The following is a 21,134-nucleotide window of genomic DNA, read 5'->3' on the forward strand; positions in this document are numbered from 1 at the left end:
AAAAAAATCGGAGAAACTTGCAATCTCCGATCTCAACTATCGTAAATTTTGCCCTCTTAATTTAGCAAAAAACAGTGCAAAATGCAATGAAATGACTACAAATTCTCCATTAAAAACCTTGTTAATAACGTATAAAGATGAATACGAGTCATTCCCCCACCGATTCCATGGTTTTTATTTGGGTAATACATCGTTTCAAATTGCTTGTTTGCCTGCTGTAATGCCGAAACGAGCGTAACAGCGTTTTGAAAATGAACATTGTCATCGCTCGTTCCATGGACTAATAAAAATTTTCCTTTTAATTTTTTTGCCTGTTCAATTGGTGCACTTTCTTTATACCCTTCGGGATTATTTTGCGGCGTTCCCATAAAACGCTCTGTATAGATATTGTCATAGAATTTCCAATGCGTGACAGGAGCAACTGCAATGGCCGTTTTGAAATAATCAGCACCATTCAAAATGGTGAGACTCGCCATATATCCTCCGTAACTCCATCCCCAGATGCCGATCCTCTCCTTATCAACAAACGGAAGTCCGGCAAGATATTTTGCGCCTTCTATCTGGTCATTCACTTCCCATTTCCCAAGATTTTTATAAGTGATTTTTTTGAATGCAGCACCTCTTGCACCTGTTCCGCGGTTGTCAACCATAAAGACAAGATACCCTTTGTCAGCTAGCATTGAATACCACAAATAGTTACTTCCTCCCCATGAATTTCTTACAACTTGTGATCCGGGTCCCCCATATGTGAAAAAGAGTACGGGATACTTTTTAGTAGAATCAAAATTCGAAGGTTTAAGTAAACTAGCGTATAACAAAACACTGTCTGAAGTTGTAATGGTGAAATACGTTATATTCGCCAAAGAATATTCTTTTAGCATGGGCATTTCGTTCTCTTCAATCGAGAATAATTCCTTCCCATCATTCTTCATCATTTTGATTTTCATTGGCATTGAAACGTTATTGTAGTAACCTATATACTGTTCAAATGTAGGCGAAAAATTTGCTGAATTCGTTCCAGGTAAGCTTGATATTTGTTTCTTTTTATCTCCATCAAGCTTTATAGAATATATATGTCGGTCAAGTGGAGTGCTTTCGGACGATGTGTAATAGAGTAGACCATTTCTTTCATCAACACCATAGAATGCATCTACATCCCATTCACCCTTTGTAATTTGATTAATAACAGATCCATCATTTTTGTAAAGATATAGATGATTAAAACCATCACGATCTGACGACCATGTGAAATTGCCATTCTTCAGAAATCGAAGATCATCTTGCACATCCAACCATGTACTGCTTTTTTCCGTCAAAATTGTCTTGCTTGTTTTTTTTGAAACGATATAAAACAATAACTCAATGGTATTCTGTTCACGATTTAATCGTTGTAAGGAAAGGATGTCATTATTGTTGGTCCATTGTATTCTTGGGATATATATATCGTCATTTACACCAAGATCTATCCAATCCGTTTTGCCTGAGGCGACATCTACCACACCAATCTTCACAATAGAATTAGGATCACCCGGTTTTGGATATCGCATTTTCACAAGATTTAAATGCGTAGAATCCCACTCCGTCATTGTATATTCCGGCACGCGGTTTTCGTCTAACTGCCAATACGCAATCTTAGAACCATCAGGTGACCATCTCCAACCATCTGAAATTCCAAATTCTTCTTCGTATACCCAATCAAATTTTCCATTGATGATATGTTCCGTTCCATCCATTGTCAATTGAAATTCCTTTGCCGATTGAATATCATAAAGATAAATATTATTCTCTCGTACATAACCGATCTTCTTTCCGTCTGGAGAAAATTTTTGATTGTATTGAGGAACGGAAACATTCGTAACACGATTAAATTTCTTTGAAGTAACATCATAAAGGAAAAGATTCCCCGCCGGTGTCAAACGAGATAGATATTGTTTCTCCGGCGGAGCTGAAACAAAGAGAATCTGTTTTTCATCCGGTGACCACTGGTAGGAACTGAAACGGAAAGAAGGATCTTGCTCATTCAATTTCATCATCGCGCCGGTAACGATCAACTTTTTTGAATTGTTCTTAATAATGCATTGATACACACCGCTCGATTTTGATGCTGTATCAGTATCGAGATAGGTGTATGATTTTCCGTCTTTCAACCACTGCAAGCCTTTGATAGATTTGGTAGAAAATTTTGATGATCCAAAAATGTCATCTAATGTTAGCTCTTTGCCACCTGCGAATAGAATGATGCTCCATAGGAAAGAAAATAGTACAACTCGAATCACTCGCAATTTCATAATGTTCCTCTAAAATTAGTTTAGTGCAAAAATGTAACCAAGGATTGGGGCGTGAGCAAGGAGAAACTTAGGGAGGAATAGAATTTAACAGATATGTTTATCCGATTTTCCCGAGAAAGTATAACCTGCTAGTGTCTATCAAAAAGAATTTCTTGTGAAGATTATTATTGATGTAACAGATTGGAGGATTTGGAAAAAATTATTGTGAATGCTATAAGATTCGAACATGTGAGCGTCCCGATGTCACGTGAAACGTGACATCGGGACGCTCTAAACCAACAATTTTGTTTTTGAATAAAACATACTATACTTCCCTACTATTTTCCTTTAGAGTAATGGCTCTATAAAAAATAGATTTTTTCTAATATGTACGAAATATCGCCGTTGGATATCGTTGATATGACCGATGCAGAAATTACAACTTTTGAGGTTATGGAGAATATTGCGGAAGAATATGGTGTGGACGCTATAAGATTCGAACTTATGACCTCTTCCGTGTCAGGGAAGCGCTCTAAACCAACTGAGCTAAGCGTCCTTATATTATTGATAGGAATCCAAACTCACATATTTCTCTAAAAATGACTTTCCCTCAACAAAATGTTAGGTAATTTCAATTTTGCCATACAAATATAGTAAACCGTACCCAAAATTCAAACACCAATTTTTGATGCGCATAATCTTACGTATTGGGTTGACTAATCTTTCTTTGAAAAATAGTTTATAAGTATGTTGAATACGATTTTTGTGTATTCAATAGCTCAGAACAAATAAAATTTGAAATTGAACTATTTCTAACGTGTTCTTAATTTTAAAATAAAATGCTCAAATATTTTTTTACTATTATCCCATCACAAAAATTAAATCGGAGTAATCTATCTTAATTTTTCTCATATTTAATACAAATCAAACAAATTTGTCGGATTAGAAAAAATATTGATTCAATTTTTCAACAATAATAGACCTATATCTCTGGTATGATAATTGTTGAATTCTCATATGTAAATCACGAGAAATATTTTTCACAACACAGGAGTATCTATGAAACATGTAATTGCACTTTTTGTAATAGCTGTGCTTGGTTTAACATCTTGCAAAGAAGATGAAGCCACTACACCGGTAGTATCAGCATATGATAAAGCAGATGCCGTAAAAGGCGGGATACTCTACGATAAATTTTGGGCAACAGAATCCGGATACGATCTTTCCGATGCAGCAAAAATTAGTCATTTGAACAAATATGCCGACTTCTATCGCTGCAAACAATGTCACGCTTGGGATCGATTAGGTAATACCGGATCTTATATTAATCGAGGTCCAAAGGCAAGTACGGCAACTGCTGCCGGAAGACCAAATATTGCAGGTTCACTGATCCCATCACAGTCAAAAACAGCACAGCAATTATTTGATGCACTTAAAAGCAGCACAGGTAGAAGAAAACTTTCAGATTCTGCTGCTGTAACCGGATATTCTCTTACAAGCCCGACCATTGGTGATCAAATGCCCAATTATGGAACGTTATTGACCGATGCTCAGATTTGGGATCTTGTAAAATACTTAAAAGAAGGTGCTAATGATGTAACGCAATTATATGATGCAACATATACGGGCACTTATCCTACCGGAAAAGCAACGTACAGTGCTATTGGAAAAGATGGAAATGCAGCAAGCGGAAAAACATTTTACAACACAAACTGTGCAACATGCCACGGAACAAATGGAACCATGATATCAAATCTTGATGCAACTCCCGGAATGACTGCCGGTAAATTTGTCCGGACAAAACCAAATGAAGCACAACATAAAATTAAATTTGGACAATTGGGTGCAGTAATGAAACCAACAAAAATAACAATCACGGAATTGAAAGATCTTTACAAAGCTCTTGCGGATACTGTCGCATTCCCAAATTAATCAATACTCGTTTTTTAATAACAAAGAGGGCTGCAATTGCAGCCCTCTTTTATTTCACACTGAAGTGTAATAATAAATCTTGAATAGTGTTCGCAGGATATTTATTTCACCCGTGCAAACTCAACACGCCGATTTTTCGCTCGACCTTCCTCTGTTTTGTTCGATGCAATAGGATTCGTCGGACCGAATCCCTGCGGTAATAGTCTTTTCGAATCAACACCTTGACTGACTAAATATGCAGTCACTTCTTTTGCACGGTTCAGTGACATTTTACGATTTGATGCAGCATTCCCGGTATTGTCGGTATAACCATTGATTTGCATATTAATTTCGTTATTGCTTAACAAAATCCTGGCAATGTTATCCAACACAACTTTAGATTCCGTCGTTAGCGTTGCTTTTGCTAATTCAAACGTAATCCCTTCCATCACAACTGCTTTTGTGGATATTTGTTTGAGAGATTCAATAAGTTTTACTGCTTCAGCGATCTTTTCTTCAACTTTTAATGAAGAGCGAGGAATATTCACATAAGTTGTTTCTAACGGAAGCGACTGGGACATTACACCAGCTCTCACAAAGATCTTCGCATCATTCGTTCGCACTATATTTTCTTCATTAAACTGATTGGTAATAATGGCATACGAATATTTTCGAAACATTGTATCCCTATTTGCACGTTGTAACGTAGCAGAATAGGTTATTTCGTTCTTCCCTGAACGAAGCAGATCGGTAAGATTAACCGATGCAACTCGAATAAATTCCAAATCATCCGGAATTTCTCTTGTATTCATAGAGAGCGAAGACGATCGGACTTTAACCGAAAGATTCTTCGATGATAATGGAACACCGTTAACAGTGAAGGAACGCTCATTAATTATAAAGGCAGATTCGAGAGAATCCAATAGTTTTACCGTTTTAATTTTTTTCTTCGGATCGATATACAATGATGTCTTGAAAAACACTGCGTCGCCTGCTGTAATCGAAATCGAATCAGATAAATGATTCGAAATTCTTGGATTGTTTGAGCTGATCATGATCTCGGAAGTTTCAATTCTATTCTTGGTAGTATCGCGGATAACGTTTTCGACATAGATCTTATTACTCTCAACAACAATACTATCCATCGATGTTACTTTTATCATTGATGTCGACGGGAGAAGCATTCCAGTATGAGAGAGATCCGTTGCAACTACCTTATAACTAACCACTCCACTGAAAACATCTCTCGCTCGTCCAAGTTTGAAATTGATGATATTATCACCAACCATTGGATTAATTGTCCTGCCATTATATGTAAAACTATTGGGGACAATATGTAGCCGATCGGATAGTTGATCAATAATCTCAATCGATGCGACCGGCTTATTTCCCGAATACGTAAAGGAGACATACATTTGAACAGTATCAACTTTCAGTTTTCGCAACGTATCTTCATACAAATACTTCGGTTTCAATTGCCGAACGGCGATGAGCTTATTGACTTTTGATAAGGTTTGGACAAGAGAATCTGCCACATTTCGTTTCAGATAGAAGTTTGCTTTGGCAATTCCTCCTTCGGTAACTCTCACGAATCTTGATGTGGGATCTTTGGCAAAAGAATTATTACCAATAAGCAATTCTGTTTTTTTCGGAAGTGTAACTTCATTCACACGCATAACATGTTGTCCGGGTTTCACCTCTGGTAATGAGAATTTTCCATCATCTCCAGTGATGATTCTGGTTCCGTCCTCCATCCATATTTCAATCCCCTTCTCACCATTTTCTCCCCCATCTTGAAATGTATTTCTATTATCATCATAAAATACTTTCCCAATGATTAAACCTTTTTCCGTAAACACACCAGGCCGTACAGTAACCTGCCATTGTGATTTATCTGAGACAAGCAATGTTCCGAGACCGGCAAGGGCACTCGCATATGCCGTATTGACTCCTTCACTTTCTAACGCATCAGCTCCAACAGCAAGCTGATAGACCAATGTTGCATGTTTGGACGTTAGTATTGTATCGGGCACATTCCATTTCAATTGGTTAATTGTCGGATTTATTGTTGGCTCAATCGCCTTCCCGTTAAATCGTGCTGAATTCTTTACATACTGGAATGCATATGGCAACAGATCGTAGACGCCGATCGTTTTTACAAATTGCGGACTAGTATTACTGATTTGTACTTGATATGTAACAACGTCACCAATTTCGGCAGTTTTTTTGTTTGCCGTTTTTACAATCTTCAGGAACGTAGAAAGATTTTGGTTTTCCTTTACTGCCAACAACGTGTCTCTTCGAGCAACAATAGAATCACCCTGCAGTAAATATGCATGCGATAAAATTTTTGCATCTTTCCGCAATCCAAAATCAGTAAGTAGTTTAAGAGAAACAGAATCTTCCTTCTCCGGAGCAATTGCTTTAATATAGATGATGGAAATACTGTCAACAATACGTATAGAATCATGTGCAGCTTTTGCCAGAGAAATTCCGCTTAAACCGGCTGAAAACAATGTATCTATAATCTTTAATCCACGCAGACTATCCGTACCTACATTTTTGATCTTAAACACATGTTGAATACTGTCGCCTGCTACGATTGTATCATTAGAGACAACAAATCTGTTAAAGAATTGCACCAATCCTTTTGAACGAATTATTGTACTGTTTAAGGAACCCGTTGCCCGGATATGTGACTTAAACCATATATGATTGGATACTTTTGTACTGTCCGGAATATTTTTTGAAATGACCACACGTAAGTTCATTGTGTCATTATCAAGAGTTTTTAGTGTATCGCGCTGCCATAATACTATCCGAGTTATTGAATCGTACGACACAGATGAAAAATTTCCCTTGGTTGCAGATACAAATTTTGCAAATGGTGAAAGTGTATCACTAACCGTAACTGCATGATGCTCAGCCGTACCGCTGTTTATGATGCTCATTCCAACATTCACTGTATCTCCCGCATTTGCAACAGAAGGAGCAGTTGACAAGAGAACCACATTGGAGTCTAATGTTATCTGCAAATTGAGATTAATTGTAAATGTTCCAGATCCTGTATCGGAGAGGAATGAAAAACCGGTAAAGTTTGGAAATTCAGCACTGTCAATGGAAATGACGTATTTTGCCGGACGCAAATTTTCAAATTTAAACCTACCTTGTGCATCTGTTCGTTGTTCCTGAACGCGTATTAAAGCGTCAGGGTTTTTAATTTTCCGTGCACTGGAAGAACGATTCGTCCGTATTAATTGTGCGGGTCCAATGGAATCCAATACCACCGTTACATTTTCCGCCGGTACGGGATTACCGGTAATACTATATTCAATTCTTCCCGAAATAATATTAGGAATAATAATGGGAGGCAGCGGGAATTTGGTTGGATCAATATCCGTAGTTGTTTTGATAGAATCGCCGAATTTATCAATGACTAATATTTCCAGCTTATATTTCTCTACATCTTTTCTAAGAGCAATAAAGAACTTTCCATCTTCTTTTGTAGTATCGGTACCAACAATTACTTGAGATGCATTGAATACTCGTGCAATAGCCCCCTTATATGGCAATCTGCTGATTCCGCTAACAACACCACCTGTAACAGCTCCGGGATAAAAAAACACATTCGTGGTGTCTTGAATTGTTTTAGCCGCAGGATGCCCGCCAATCACCGTTATTTTTGATCGTAAAATATTATTATCAACGTTGATAGAACGAAGAATCGCGATAGCCTTGCCATCCATGATGGTTGTTGAAAAAGACGTACTATTATTTGAGAATGTGCCAAGTGTCGAAGAAAACTGCACCGGAACACCATCCGGAAGTTCTTGACCTAACGAATCCTTTAAGACAACTGATATTTTTGAACTGTCTCCATTCAATTTCCCAAAGATAAAATCAGGTTCAGGGGTAATTGCAATTGTTTTTGGAATTACCGGTACTATCATACTTGATGTGAAAGCATTATCACCCTGAGAGAAGTTGGAAGCAGTAATGAATGCTGCATTTGTTATTTGTTCTTCTATCAGATTTGGTTCGATTAATACACCAATGGTCAATTCTTTTGTAGAAAATGCCGGCACAGAACCGAGCTTCCATTTTACCAACCGTTTGTTCCCTGCAATACTATCCGGTGCGATCGATGAATTCAGGAATGTTCCAAATGACGATATTGTATCATACAGTACTGTATTCGCTGTCGGAACATTTCCTGTATTCTTTATCAAAATTCGATAGATCAACGTTCTACCAGAACCTACAATATTTGTTTCGGGGGTTAATGAAAGATCCAAACGAGGGAAACTGCTGACAATAAACATCTTCGATGAATTAATACTCGTATTCTGCCAACTAAGATCAGCCTGGATATTCAACTGTGTATTGACAACGAGCGTGCTGTCTACTACTACTTTCACTTTAACGGAGTCGGACTTGCCGGCGAGAACATTGAATACTTTCCACGTAACGGTACTTCCGGAAATGACACCGCCAGTCGATCCAGGGACAAACCTCAATCCCGCCGGAGGTAACATTCCTTCAACAATCGCCGTATCGGCTGTTTTATTACCGATGTTTTTGTACGTGATTTTTACAATCAACGTTTCCCGATTAAAAACAAAACTATCAGGATTACTGAAGCTCATTTCAAAGTTAGGAGATTCAAGAACACTGAATTGCACATTGTTCGATTTAATGGAATCGATCGGAAACGATTTGAATTGGAATTTCGCGTTTGCCTGGTTCGAAATCACAGTATTCGGAGCAGTCTGTGAATATACAAACATGCACAATCCAAACAGGAATGTAAAAACTGTTATAATGCGATTTTTCAACGATATGGAATATTGTTTTGCCGACATAACTTACAGCGTTATTATTTAATTTTCACTTTAAATTCTACGGAACCATTTGTATTCGCCGCCAATGCACCAATCGAAACAGTTATGACAGTGCCATTACTTTCATCTTTTGTTATTGAAACACCACCTTCATTATCCGAAACAGAGACACCATTTACTTTTACGCTATTGATCACATAATTTGTCTGAATTGGCGCAGTATCAATAACAGAAAAGTCTTTTACACCGACACTTCCGTCATTAAAATATTTAATGGTGTAACCGATAATTGACCCTGCCGGCTGGTCTCCAACGGGAAAAACACTTTTTTCAATTCTTACCATTGGAACTTTCATTATGGTAACTACGTGTTTCGTATCAAACTTTGAGTGATCCCCTGCTGAAACAGCATGCCAATGAAGTGTGTCTTGCAATAAATCGGATTCAAATCTTGGAACAATTGCTTGAGCAAATACTCTAACGCTGTCTCCAGCAACCAATGTATCAATATCCACATCAGCAGAATCATTTGTATTTGTTAACACTGGATCGGAAGAATCCCAAATCCCATTGTTGTTTCTGTCACGATATAATTTCCATGCAAGATTTTGAGACGATGTCACATTAAGTTCAAAGAGATCCTTCAATGACCCGGTGTTTTTAATTTTCACTCCATGCCAAGCGGTATCGGATGCCTCTTTTGTGAGTGATGTAAACATCGGCGTTATTTCAATTCCATATTCAAATTTTCCGCTCACAGTCACCAAAACTATGTTCGACGCAATTGTGTATGTATTAGATCCAGTTGAATACTGAATACCAAACTGATTAGGAATCACCATACCATTGGTCAATCCGGAATTTAACTGCATCGTAACGGAAACGGTTATCGACTGTGACGGAGAGAGAGTTCCAATATTCCAAGTAATGGGATTTGTATTATTGATGAATGTTCCCTGTGTAGTTTTACCTGAAACAACGGATAAACCGCTTGGAATTTTGTCACTGATCGATAACGAGTTCACCGGAACTCCACCATTGTTCGTCAACACAAATGAATAAGTAATTTGTTGTCCGACAGACGGTGTAGGATTATTCACAGTTAATCCAGGATTCAGCGCATTTAATCCGGTCGTTCGGACAGTGGTGATATATTTTCCGGTGATTAATTTTGTCGAATCAAAATTCGATTTTACCGTTACCGATGTTGTATCTTTTGTTCCATTCAATGTCTCATCTCGCGGAACCGCGACACGAACTATAATCGGATAGGAAACATCTGCTGCAAGTGATGAAGAGAGTGAAATCAATCCTGAATTAACTTCATTCGTTTGTAGAATTCCATCTCCGTTACCGTCGCTATATAGTTGAATCACCCATCCTTTCGATGACACGGCAGAAATCTTTGCCCGATCATTACCATTACCAGAATTGATCAACACTGCCGCATAGTCTGCGAATGTACTGTCGCTCTGAGTTGTTATAGAATTTGTCAATGGAGTGACGTTAAACGCTCCCTTTTGCGCAACAGTAAAACTGACATAGGCAGAATATACAGTATCAATTTGAGATCCACTTTTGGATGAGAACGTCACTTGCGAACGACTTCGAATGACCGTTCCGGCGGGTGTGCCCGCAGCAAAGAGTTCTGCAAACGAACCAATCAGAAAGACAATGAACAAATATGTTGTGAATCTTCTTTTCATATGCTCGTTAATTTTTTAACAAAATATTCCTGTGAGTCATAGTACGGTTACATTAATTGATCAATGCTCGAAATCGTATCACTGCCGCCGATGTACCGGTATTTAATGTTCCCAACGTAAATGTAATTACTTTTCTTCCTGATACTGTGGTAACCGTTACTCCATCACCATCTTCGCTGTCTGTTTTAGCAACGCCGTCAATGGTTACGGAATTAGAAACATAGGTCATGCTGTCCGGTTCATTTTCGGTGAATTTTACACCGTAGGCTTTTCCATGCCCAATATTTTGATACGTGATAGCAAATACCATTTCTTCACCGGGAGGGACTTCACCAGCAGGTGTAACATTTCTTACTAATGAAAGTACCGGTACATTAAAAGTAGTTGTAGCGATTGCATCTTGAGATTTTGTTTGATCAGCAGATGATACCGTAAAGGTCGTAACGTCTTGATCTTGATCAGTTACGGAAGTTGGCACAACACCCAATGCCAGAACTCGCACTGTATCCGAAGAAGTTACCGTATTAACGTCAACGCTATTCGGGGTTACATTGGTATTTGTCAATAGAGCATCTCCAGAATTGTATGCTCCAAACGGACTGCTGTCCAAATATAACCTCCACACTAACGATTTTGTTGAAGTGTAGGATAGTTCCAGTACATCGCTTGTATTTCCGGTATTTTTTATCCGCATTCCATAGACAATGGTATCTTCCCGTTCAGCAGCAATTGATAAAGTTGTCGGAGTTATCTCAACTCCTCGTACTGCACCAATTGCGGCGGATGGATTGTTACTGCTTACCATCGTTGTATTTCCGCCGACTGTGTACGTTGCGACAATAGTATTGTTCAAAACAGTACCAAACGATAACGATGGAAGTATTTTAAGTCGGATAGTCACTGATACACTTCCACCGGAAAGTATTGTTCCAACTGTCCATGTTGCAGGAACGCTTGCAGCGCTGAATGTTCCTTGGTCAGTTGTTGCCGATACAAAACTAAATTGCGATGTATTGATGAGATCTGTAAGGAATACATTCGTTGCAGATACGCTACCAGTATTTGTCAATGTCAAAGAATAGGTAACCGTATCACCAGGCATTGGATTTGACGGAAGTACACTAAGACCAGTCCCAATTCCCGAAAGATTTACCGTATTCACCGTGGTAATCATTTTTGCTGAAATGGATTTCGTTGTATTAAAAACGGATGTTGCCGTCACTGTGGTAGTATCTTTTAGTCCATTCAATGAAGCATCCCGCGGAACAAAAACTCTTAACATAATCTTGTAGGTTGCATCAGCAGCAAATGTGGATGTCTGCGTAATCCCTCCTTCCGTAATTTCATCGGTATCCAAAACACCATTCCCGTTTGTATCATAGAATAGTGATCGACTCCACCCTCGTGAAGAAGTACTCGTAAGAGTAAATTGATCCGAACCGTTACCGGAGTTTGTTATCGTGACAGGATACGATACGAATACACTATCCGATGTGGTGGTTGATGCATTTGTCAACGGATTCATATTCACCGCAGCGACGTGCGCTACTGTGATGCTGACAATATTTGAGTAGACAGTATCACTCACCAATCCTGAGGATGTTGTATACACTACTGTGGAACGAGTTTGAATTACCGTTCCTGCCGGAGTGCCTACGGCAAATGCCACATTGTTCACCAACATCAATGATGCTGTCAGCATGAACCCTGTCAATATTTTATTTATCTGTTTCATATGAACACCATTTTTAATTTTTCTAGCGTATATCAATTATTGAACAATAACCTTAAAACTTACAATTTTTTCTTCGCCTACATTTAAGACTTTCGTCATTTTCCAATTAATTGTTTTCACTTCACCCTGACCCGGTGCAACAGTTGAAGCTCGGTCGAATGTTATTTGCGTATCATTACCAACCGCACTTCCTTCCAGATATTGCGTTCCGGCAGACACCGGATTTGAAATGACAATGTCCTTTGCACCTCCTGTACCAATGTTTGTGCAAATTATTTGATAGGAAACGGTATCCGTAGGTTTGGCTGTTGTTGCATTTGAAACACTCACAATGGAAATATTTATTTCACTTTTTTGATCGAGTGCTAATAAAGCTGCAGCAGCCTCTTCTTTTGTATTTGTGCAATCAAATGAGAGTAATAAAGCAATTGTTTCATAGTCCGTTTTTAACACCTTAGTTGTAACAACAATATTTTTTTTCTCAACAGTTAACTTTTCTGCCTTCGGGAAAACGGAGGCAAACATCGGCTGTGTCGATTTTTTTCCAGAAAGAATAAATCCATTCACTTTGGTTTCTGCTATTCCGTCAAACGGCAATATCACTCGAGTGGATGAAATTGTCTTGGGTTGATTTTTCAGAACAATTCTTATCAGCATTTTTGCCGGTGCTTCTTTTGTTGATCTTCCTGATGTTGCTAACGAAGTTACAACAACAGAATATTTCCCCTGTGGAGAAGCTATTTCATACTCATTTTCAGAACGATTGAACGAACCGGCAACTGTGGATGAAAGGAGTTTCACTCCCTTATTAGATGTTTTCCCCAACAATTCATTCACGGATATTGCTTTTACCATTTTTCCAGTTGAATCAAGTAATTCAATAACAGATGAATTCCCATCAACTCCTTGGAAACTCAATCCAAACGACTCATTTGCTTTAGTCTTTGCCTGAATAAGCGGAAGTGTTTTAGAATTTGCATTTGCCGGTTGAGCAAAAAATTCAACCATATGATTAGGAAAAGCTATCGTAACACTTGGTTGTTTTTGCTGTGCAGTCACCATCACCATGCCAGCAAATATTAACGTGATCAACAATATTCCTTTTTTCATGTAAACTCCTGTATTTTGATTAATTAATAATAACTTTATAGACAATGGTACCCGATGCTCCGCCTACTAATGTACTCAAATTGATATTAATTGACGTAGGATTTATCGGTATCCCGAGTACCGCATCGGATGTCGGAGTACCGTTGATGATGACACTCGCCGGAACATATGATGTATTTAAAGGGATGGGTGCAACAATAATAAAATTTGTGGCATTCCCGTCGCCTGAATTAGAATATGAAATTGTATATTCTGCCGTATCCTGCGGTGCAGGGTACGTTACATTGGCAGAAAGCGCCATAGTGACATTCGTAATCGTCCGGCTAGATATTGAAAATCTGCCGACTGAAGTAACTGAATCCCATTGGACCCAATTATTCACATTGTCATTAGAATTAACTCCCATTCTCGTCCAAACATTCAACGAATCGTTCTTCCACAACCGTAATGGCGGAGTAGATTCTGAATTTGCGCTACCGAGTTCGGAATCTTCGTAATGCAACCGAAGTTTGTATTGATATCCTGTACCGCCAACTTGTGACATTTCGTAATACCGATTAATCGGATTCATATACGTATTCGTCACAGAACTACTGTCGAGAATAGTCTTCACTGTAATGGACGTCGGTAACGAGCCACTAGAGAAATTCAGTGTTGTATTCGGAGATTCAAACTCATATGATACATTCGGTAAGAATGAATGGAGTCTTCGAACTTTGCCAATAATCATTCCATTACCAGTCCGAGTATTGGTAATGGTGAGAGAATCTGTCCCTGTATTTATTATTCCAGTAGTTACTGCAATTGTGGAGGTGCTTAAACTTCCCCGGAAATTTGCACCGTTGGAATTATTCAGCTCGGTATTCGCAAAAGTGCCGGTTCCATAAACGTATTGAACAGCGGTGCCATTCAATAAAATTTTTCCTGTGCCGGTATGTGCTCCGTTATTGATGACACTATCCTTTACCGTTACAATATATCCGGCATCTGCAAATGTTGCATTCGATCCTATTGATAGAATATTATTCACGGTAAACGATCCGTCGGCCGTTTTGGTACCACCGCCACTGATTCTTAAATTATTATATGTCTGCGAAGAAACGGTCTGACCGCCACTGAGAGCATCATATCCAAATGTTCCGCCATAAAAGAGCGCTTTGCTCACTGTCGGAAATGCTCCAAGCGTACTTACTGTTCCATTATACTGTGTTAAGGTATCAGCAATTGTTAATGTATTGCCAGAGAGTATTGTTAACCGTAAAGTGTCATTTTGAATCGTCAGATTTTTTGTTGTGCCATCAATGTTAACGGCAATGGAATCATTGATGTCAAAGATCACATCATTGAAAATTGTCGGCGGACTATTCGTGCTCCAATTATTATTATCGGCCCAGTTGTTCGTTCCAGCTCCCTTTGTCCAATAAATAACGGAGGAGATTTCGCCTGTCGCAAATTCACCAAAGTCTGTATTGCTTAGATTTTTTATCCAAGAAGAATTTCGAAGCACTGTTGTTGCCGCAAACCATGCTGTATTATATCGTTTTGCAAAAAATGCATTAGTATTTGCACTGGCATCCAGGTCTCCTGCAACAAAATTAAGCGTAATATCATAATTTGTAAAAACAATACCGTTATTCGTCAATGTCCAATAACGATTCACATCCTTGAATTTATCAAGACCAGAATATTTAATATTCGGGTGATCTATGCCGGTTGTTGAAACATTCAAGGTTCCACTCACTGATACGTTGTTAAATGTTAACGCAACAGGTGCGTAAGCGACAGCATCTCCTATTTCAAATGATATTGTTTGCGGCACAGCACTCACCGGTATGGTTTTCCGCATCTTTCCATTCACATACCCTAAACTTTGAACAGTGGTTCCGGAACTCCCTATCACCATTGTATTCGATCCCATTCCAAAAACACCGTTCGTTAAAAATAATGTCCCATTCACTGTGATATCGGATGATGTGGAAGCACCCAACGCATCGTTAATTTCTAAATTATTATAGAATCCAACGCCAGAAAGTACGTGCATTGTCGATCCACCTGCTAACGATACTTTACCGCTACCGGAAGTTGCTGCATTGTTGACAACATTACCATTTGCATACAGAATAACACTGGAGGTGCTAAGATCTACCGTACCGGCGGAGAATGTTAAATTACCATTAACGATGATTGAAGAGTCAACGGTTTTCGTTCCGCTACCACTGAAAATAAGATTTTCAAATGTAAACTTTGGAATTGCTTGAGATGCACCATTAAATTCGAACGTACTCCCGGTAACGGTATGCGACGTTGGATTAGCAAGACCTTTCGTAAATGTTCCGGCAATACGAACTGTTCCGCTTGATGGAAATACTTTATTAAAATTACTCAAGATCAGATTACCGTAGTCTGCTACCAATACAACTTGACCGTTTGATGCTTTATTATAATTTACCGTACCGGTAGCCCCGCTTGTAAAACTACCACTGGTTAACAATGCCACGTTATTGAGCATTAATGTCTGCGATGAAATACTTAAGACACCGGTTAACAGTTTAAGGGAGTCAACGACAGTAAGATTACCAGATAACGTTACTCCTGCTGAATTATCTATCGTAAGATCATTCACGGTAAATGCTGTGGGAGATGTTGTAAAAACTCCGGTTATTTGAGCGCTTGAACCGTTATAAATATAATTTGCACCCGAATTATAGGTTCGTGTTCCGGTACCTTGAATATTCCCAGTCGCACCAGATGAAGTGATTCCATCCGGTGAACCAATTTCTAATGTTGATGTACTTGATACTGTAAAATTTCGACCGAGAACGATATTTGTTCCCAACATAAGATAGGATGCTGCATTTACCGTATAATCAACATTACCGGATATTGTCCCTCCACTTATAAACGATTGAGGCGATGTTCCATTAAAATTAATAACCCCGGATCCAGTTCCTGTAGCAACAACTTTTACTGTGCCAGCAGTATGAACATAATTACCGGACAGATTAATGACACCACCATTCGCAAGATTATTCACACTATTTATGTTCACTTGTCCACCAGTTACTCCAAAATAGTTAGCAATATTCACTGTTGTTGTTGTTGCCGCAGAATTAGAATCGAGTGTAACATAACCAGCTGTAACATAAAAAGAATCTATCCCTGAAACCGTAAGATTACCCGTACCACCATTTTTGAAACATACAGATCCACCGCTTACAATAAAATTCTTATTGATTGTTAATGCTGTCTGCGTAGTCGTCAGTCCAAGTCTCCCTGATCCGGTTGACAGAACAGTAAAGCTGCCGTTGATAGTTGCAGGAGAGCCGGCTAGATTCAATGTTGCTGTTTGCCCAGTGCAATTCCAAATTACATTTCCAAATGTTTGGTTCATACTTGTTGGAAGCGTTGTCGTAATACCAGAAATTAATAATGTTGAATTCACATCCCATGCCCATACTGTCGCATTCGTACTAGTTGTGATTGCGCCACTGTTAATATTATGTTCATACACTCCGCCATTGCCTACTGTTACCGTAACAGCGGCGGTATTAGCAGAAAATATTCCGGTTCCAGTTAATTTTAATGTTCCATAAATAGTCAAGTCTGTTCCGGCACCGGCGTTTAATCGGAGATTACCTCCTGTAGTAATGGTAATTTGTCCGCCGGTTTCAATCACAAGTTGGTCGACACGTTTCGTCGCTGCGGTGAGAATAGTATCAACGGTTATTGTATGTCCGCTGCTTATCGTAATTAAACCATCATTTCTGTTTGGATATACAGTCGCTGCAACCCAGATCGATCCATTATAGCGTTCCCATACATTCCAATACTCAGTCCAACGTCCGCTTGCTTTGGTACGATACGCTCCGGTAACATCTTGCATACCAATGGCATATGATCCTATCGAACTAATACCGGTAGCTTGGTTTGTTGTTGTTGTTCGAGTGCCGGCGGTGGTACTATCCCACGTTGTACCGTTAAAGATGTTTAACCTAAAGTTAGCGTTTCCGGCAACATCGCAGTCAGCTGCAACATAAGTCAGTGTAAGAGCATATGTGTCGAAGGCGAGATTAGAGTATCGAGTTTCCCAATATCGATTAACATTATTTGTGATATCAACAAACGATGTATTAATATTAGGATGTTCAGTATTCATTGTTCTTACTGTTAAATCCCCTGCGTTTGAAACATTACCAAAAGCAAAGGTAGCAGGAGTGTAATTTGTTGCATCACCAAGTTCATAGATGACTGATGTTGCACCGGTTCCGACTGATTTCTTTAACCAACCATTCACATGTCCCGTTGTTCTTGAGATAGTTCCCAAAACAGTTACAGTGTCGGTATTCGTTGTAATAACTCCATTAGTAAATGTCAGTGTTCCGTTTACTGTGATCCCGCTGGAAAGCAGCGCTCCATTTGCATCATTCAACGTTACGGATTGATATGAACCACCACTGGAAAGAGTATGTGCCGTAAATCCACCTGATAGCTGTAATACACCTCCACCACTACCTGTAATACTTCCTGCATTACTCACGTTTCCATTAACAGTAATTACATTCACCCCTCCGTCAAAAGTTATTGAAGAACCAATGGAAAGACTCGAAGCAACAGTAATTGCTCCTGCAGCAGTCTTCGATAAGCCATTGCTTAGTGTTAGATTATTATAGACAAAATTTGCAGTCGTCGCTGTTACTGATTGAGCACCGCTTCCGTTAAAATCAATAGTATTTCCCGTTGTGATGTGTGCTGTGGCGGGATTCGGAACTGTGAAATTTCCCGCTATTCCAACTACAGTTGAAGGAAATGTTTTACTGAACGCACTGAGTATAAGATTGCCATAATTTGCCGTTAAAATAGTTTGTGCAGCAGTTCCTTTATTATAGTTAACCGTTCCAGTGACTGAACTTGTCAGAGTTCCGCCTCCTACGACATTACCATTCAACGTCAACGTAAAAGTTGAAATATCCAGCGTTCCAGCTGTTACGGCAAAAGAATCTGCAACTGTAACATTATTTGATAAGGAGAGAGTACTGCTTTTATTTATTGTAAGTTTATAAAAGTTTTCACCGGAAGGATCTGTGATGCTCTGACTGCCAAATCCATTAAACGTTACTTTGCCTGTGCTTGGAGTAAATGTTCCATTATTTACCCAATTACCCTCAACCGTCATATTAAGAGCATTTGCATCTAATGTACCTAACGTAATTGTGACATTATTCAGAATTGTCAAATGATTTGTGGCTAACTGTGCTGTAACGTTCGAGCTATTCACTACAAAATTATATACAGGAATGGAGCTATTGATTTTGATTGTAGATGCTGCTGGAGTTGATGCATTTCCTATTTGAATAAGCCCACCGGTGATGCTATAATTTGTATAGGTGGTATTGACGAATCCTAAGTTTTGTCCCCCTGCATTTCCTGGATTTTGTATAATGATAGATCCGCTTGACATTGTAAAGACAGATCCGGCAACATTCATAGTAAATGGAGCGCTTGTGGTAGAAGTACTTCCCACAGTATTCACTGTCAATATTCCACCACTCATTGTAAGATTTGTCAATGCGTAACTATTTGCTTGATCAAATCTGCCAGCAACGTTTACAGCACCACCAGAAAATATAAACGTTCCCCCATTTGAAATTAAGCTATTATCAGAAGCGTTTCCGACATTCAATGTTCCAGACATCACTCTCACTTCTCCAACGACGGTAAGACTACCTCCGGTTGTATTTAAGATTGCAGAACTGTGATTCACTCGCAAACCACCAATCAACGGTATCGTTACATTTCCAGTAAAGGGAGTTGTTGTTACACCAGTTGCTAGATTAAATGTTCCGCTCGTGAGAGTTAAATAATTTGTCGTGGTTGAAGTGAAATTTGTTGCAAAAACATCCAAGAAGTTCGATTCAATACCACCTAAATTCATCGTGATAAGATAAAATCGAGAGGTAACGCCGGTGCCACTTATTGATTGAGTTCCAGACTTGACAAAATTGACTGTTGCCCTGCTATCGGCATCCGAAGACATGTCAAATGTTCCACTATTTTGAATATTTCCAGTTGTATTTAACACATGTGCCGAAGTATTCGAGGTTGTATTAACTCTAAAAATACCGCCGCTTCTAACATCAATTGTTCCCGTAACAGAAACTGTACGAGCAGTAGCATTATTACCGATTTGTAAAACGCCGCTTGTTCCTGTTCCTATTGCCACAGAATTCACCGAAACGTTTTGATCTATGGTTACCGTTGTACCATCGTCAATAACTACGTTGGATGACGTGCCAGGAACAACACCGCTCTTCCAGGTTAATGGATCGCTCCATAACCCAGAGACTGAAACTTTGGACGTATCATTTCCCGGTGGCAAAGTTGCTTGTGATCCTGCTAACGCAGTACTTAACGCACCTTCTGAAATAGCATATATTTTCCAATAATATGTTGTTCCGGACAATAATCCGGTTTGTGAATAGGTCGTTACGCCTGCGGACAGTTGAGTGATCCAATTGTAGGAAGCTCCACCGTCATCTGAGCGATATATGACATAGGCATATTCATCTGGAGAATCACTCCATTGAAGCTGCATGGATGTCTGTAACACGCTTGGGAACGTCAAATTCGACGGTGCCGTAGGAACTGGCGGCGAAAAACTTATCGATGAATTTGACGCCGGAAGCGTTTGAAGCGTATGCGGCGCATTCGTCGGACCGCCATTTACGCCCCCGTTAGAAAAAGTTGTCGAATTTTGTGTTTGTTGAACAAGCATTTCAGCTGCTGTCGGGGCTGTACTAATGGTTGTTCCGTTCATTCCGCTTGTGTATCCCTGCACGATATTCACTGACTGCGCAGCAAAACTAAATGACCCAATCGTCATGGCTCCGTACACAAATTCAATAGTGCCGGTCCCTTCATACAATTTTACTTGATAATTAAACTGAGGACGTCCGTTTGCACCAGTATACCATGGTTGAGTACGGATCCATTCCACTGTCAACACACGATTACCTATCGTTCCCGACGTTAAATATTTAAGACCATTCCCAAGGGCATCTAAACCTCCAGCGCTCGTATCGGTTGTTTGATCATAATATAGAGGGGCGATCGTCAACGGCATTGTCCTTGTTGTGGCACTTGATGGCTGACTTAAATCATTATCTGTCGATCCGTATTGGTTTGTCGCGGGACCACCATCTCTTGTAGAAGAGGAAAAATCAATAAAACCGTTCGTAGAAACTGAAAATGTCGTATAGCGGGTTCCTAAATACCAAAAATCAAATCCAATATTGATTGGATAACTTCGATCATCATCTTCTGCACCGGCTCCGGTGAATCTCCACGACGGAACTGCATTCCCTGTAAATTCAATTGAATTATAAGTGATTCCGGTTGTTCGAACAAGATTTCCGTTGGGAGTTTTATAATTTGCCAAGCTTTGTGCAAAAAGTGCTTGTATCGAACCGGTACAGAGAAATGCCAAAAACAGAATCAACGCTCGCTGTTTCATAAAGATGGTAAGAAATATTTTGAATCCGTTGTTCATTCGATTGTTGTTTGACAG

The 21,134-nt window shown here is 39.2% G+C and carries 7 protein-coding genes and 1 tRNA gene; 1 reads left to right on the plus strand and 7 read right to left on the minus strand.

Going from position 1 to position 21,134, the window contains the following annotated elements:
* Positions 1–95: 95 nt before the first annotated feature.
* Complete coding sequence (locus tag WDA22_06605; GenBank protein MFA5833130.1) at positions 96–2,288, minus strand: S9 family peptidase; 2,193 nt, start codon at positions 2,286–2,288, stop codon at positions 96–98.
* 460 nt (positions 2,289–2,748) lie between these two features.
* Positions 2,749–2,823: transfer RNA gene (locus WDA22_06610), tRNA-Val, on the minus strand.
* Positions 2,824–3,326: 503 nt separating this feature from the next.
* Between WDA22_06610 and WDA22_06615 the strand changes: the two genes are divergently transcribed.
* A complete protein-coding gene (locus WDA22_06615; protein ID MFA5833131.1) occupies positions 3,327–4,199 on the plus strand; it encodes a c-type cytochrome in 873 nt (290 codons plus the stop codon).
* Between the two features lie 101 nt (positions 4,200–4,300).
* Here the strand turns inward: WDA22_06615 and WDA22_06620 are convergent, their stop codons facing one another.
* The 5 genes from WDA22_06620 to WDA22_06640 all read right to left on the minus strand — a co-directional run bounded on the left by WDA22_06620 (position 4,301) and on the right by WDA22_06640 (position 21,116).
* Positions 4,301–8,965 (minus strand): OmpA family protein, encoded by a 4,665-nt coding sequence (locus WDA22_06620; protein ID MFA5833132.1) that lies wholly within the window; start codon positions 8,963–8,965, stop codon positions 4,301–4,303.
* 89 nt (positions 8,966–9,054) lie between these two features.
* Positions 9,055–10,725 (minus strand): hypothetical protein, encoded by a 1,671-nt coding sequence (locus tag WDA22_06625; GenBank protein MFA5833133.1) that lies wholly within the window; start codon positions 10,723–10,725, stop codon positions 9,055–9,057.
* 52 nt (positions 10,726–10,777) lie between these two features.
* The gene (locus WDA22_06630) at positions 10,778–12,460 is read right to left on the minus strand and encodes a DUF11 domain-containing protein (GenBank protein MFA5833134.1); all 1,683 of its coding nucleotides are present in this window, start codon (positions 12,458–12,460) and stop codon (positions 10,778–10,780) included.
* 36 nt (positions 12,461–12,496) lie between these two features.
* Positions 12,497–13,570 carry a hypothetical protein gene (locus WDA22_06635; GenBank protein ID MFA5833135.1) on the minus strand — a complete coding sequence of 358 codons (1,074 nt, stop codon included), beginning with the start codon at positions 13,568–13,570 and terminating at the stop codon, positions 12,497–12,499.
* Between the two features lie 19 nt (positions 13,571–13,589).
* Positions 13,590–21,116: a fibronectin type III domain-containing protein gene (locus tag WDA22_06640; protein ID MFA5833136.1), complete on the minus strand. Its 7,527-nt coding sequence runs from the start codon at positions 21,114–21,116 to the stop codon at positions 13,590–13,592.
* Positions 21,117–21,134: the final 18 nt, after the last annotated feature.

The sequence above is a fragment of the Bacteroidota bacterium genome (genome assembly GCA_041658205.1).
Classification (GTDB): domain Bacteria; phylum Bacteroidota; class Ignavibacteria; order UBA10030; family UBA8401; genus UBA8401.

Bases quoted from the DNA above. Each gene is read 5' to 3' on its own strand.
- WDA22_06625 (MFA5833133.1), bottom strand. From the start codon at position 10,725: ATGAAAAGAAGATTCACAACATATTTGTTCATTGTCTTTCTGATTGGT.
- WDA22_06635 (MFA5833135.1), bottom strand. From the start codon at position 13,570: ATGAAAAAAGGAATATTGTTGATCACGTTAATATTTGCTGGCATGGTG.
- WDA22_06605 (MFA5833130.1), bottom strand. From the start codon at position 2,288: ATGAAATTGCGAGTGATTCGAGTTGTACTATTTTCTTTCCTATGGAGC.
- WDA22_06630 (MFA5833134.1), bottom strand. From the start codon at position 12,460: ATGAAACAGATAAATAAAATATTGACAGGGTTCATGCTGACAGCATCA.
- WDA22_06620 (MFA5833132.1), bottom strand. From the start codon at position 8,965: ATGTTTGTATATTCACAGACTGCTCCGAATACTGTGATTTCGAACCAG.
- WDA22_06640 (MFA5833136.1), bottom strand. From the start codon at position 21,116: ATGAACAACGGATTCAAAATATTTCTTACCATCTTTATGAAACAGCGA.
- WDA22_06615 (MFA5833131.1), top strand. From the start codon at position 3,327: ATGAAACATGTAATTGCACTTTTTGTAATAGCTGTGCTTGGTTTAACA.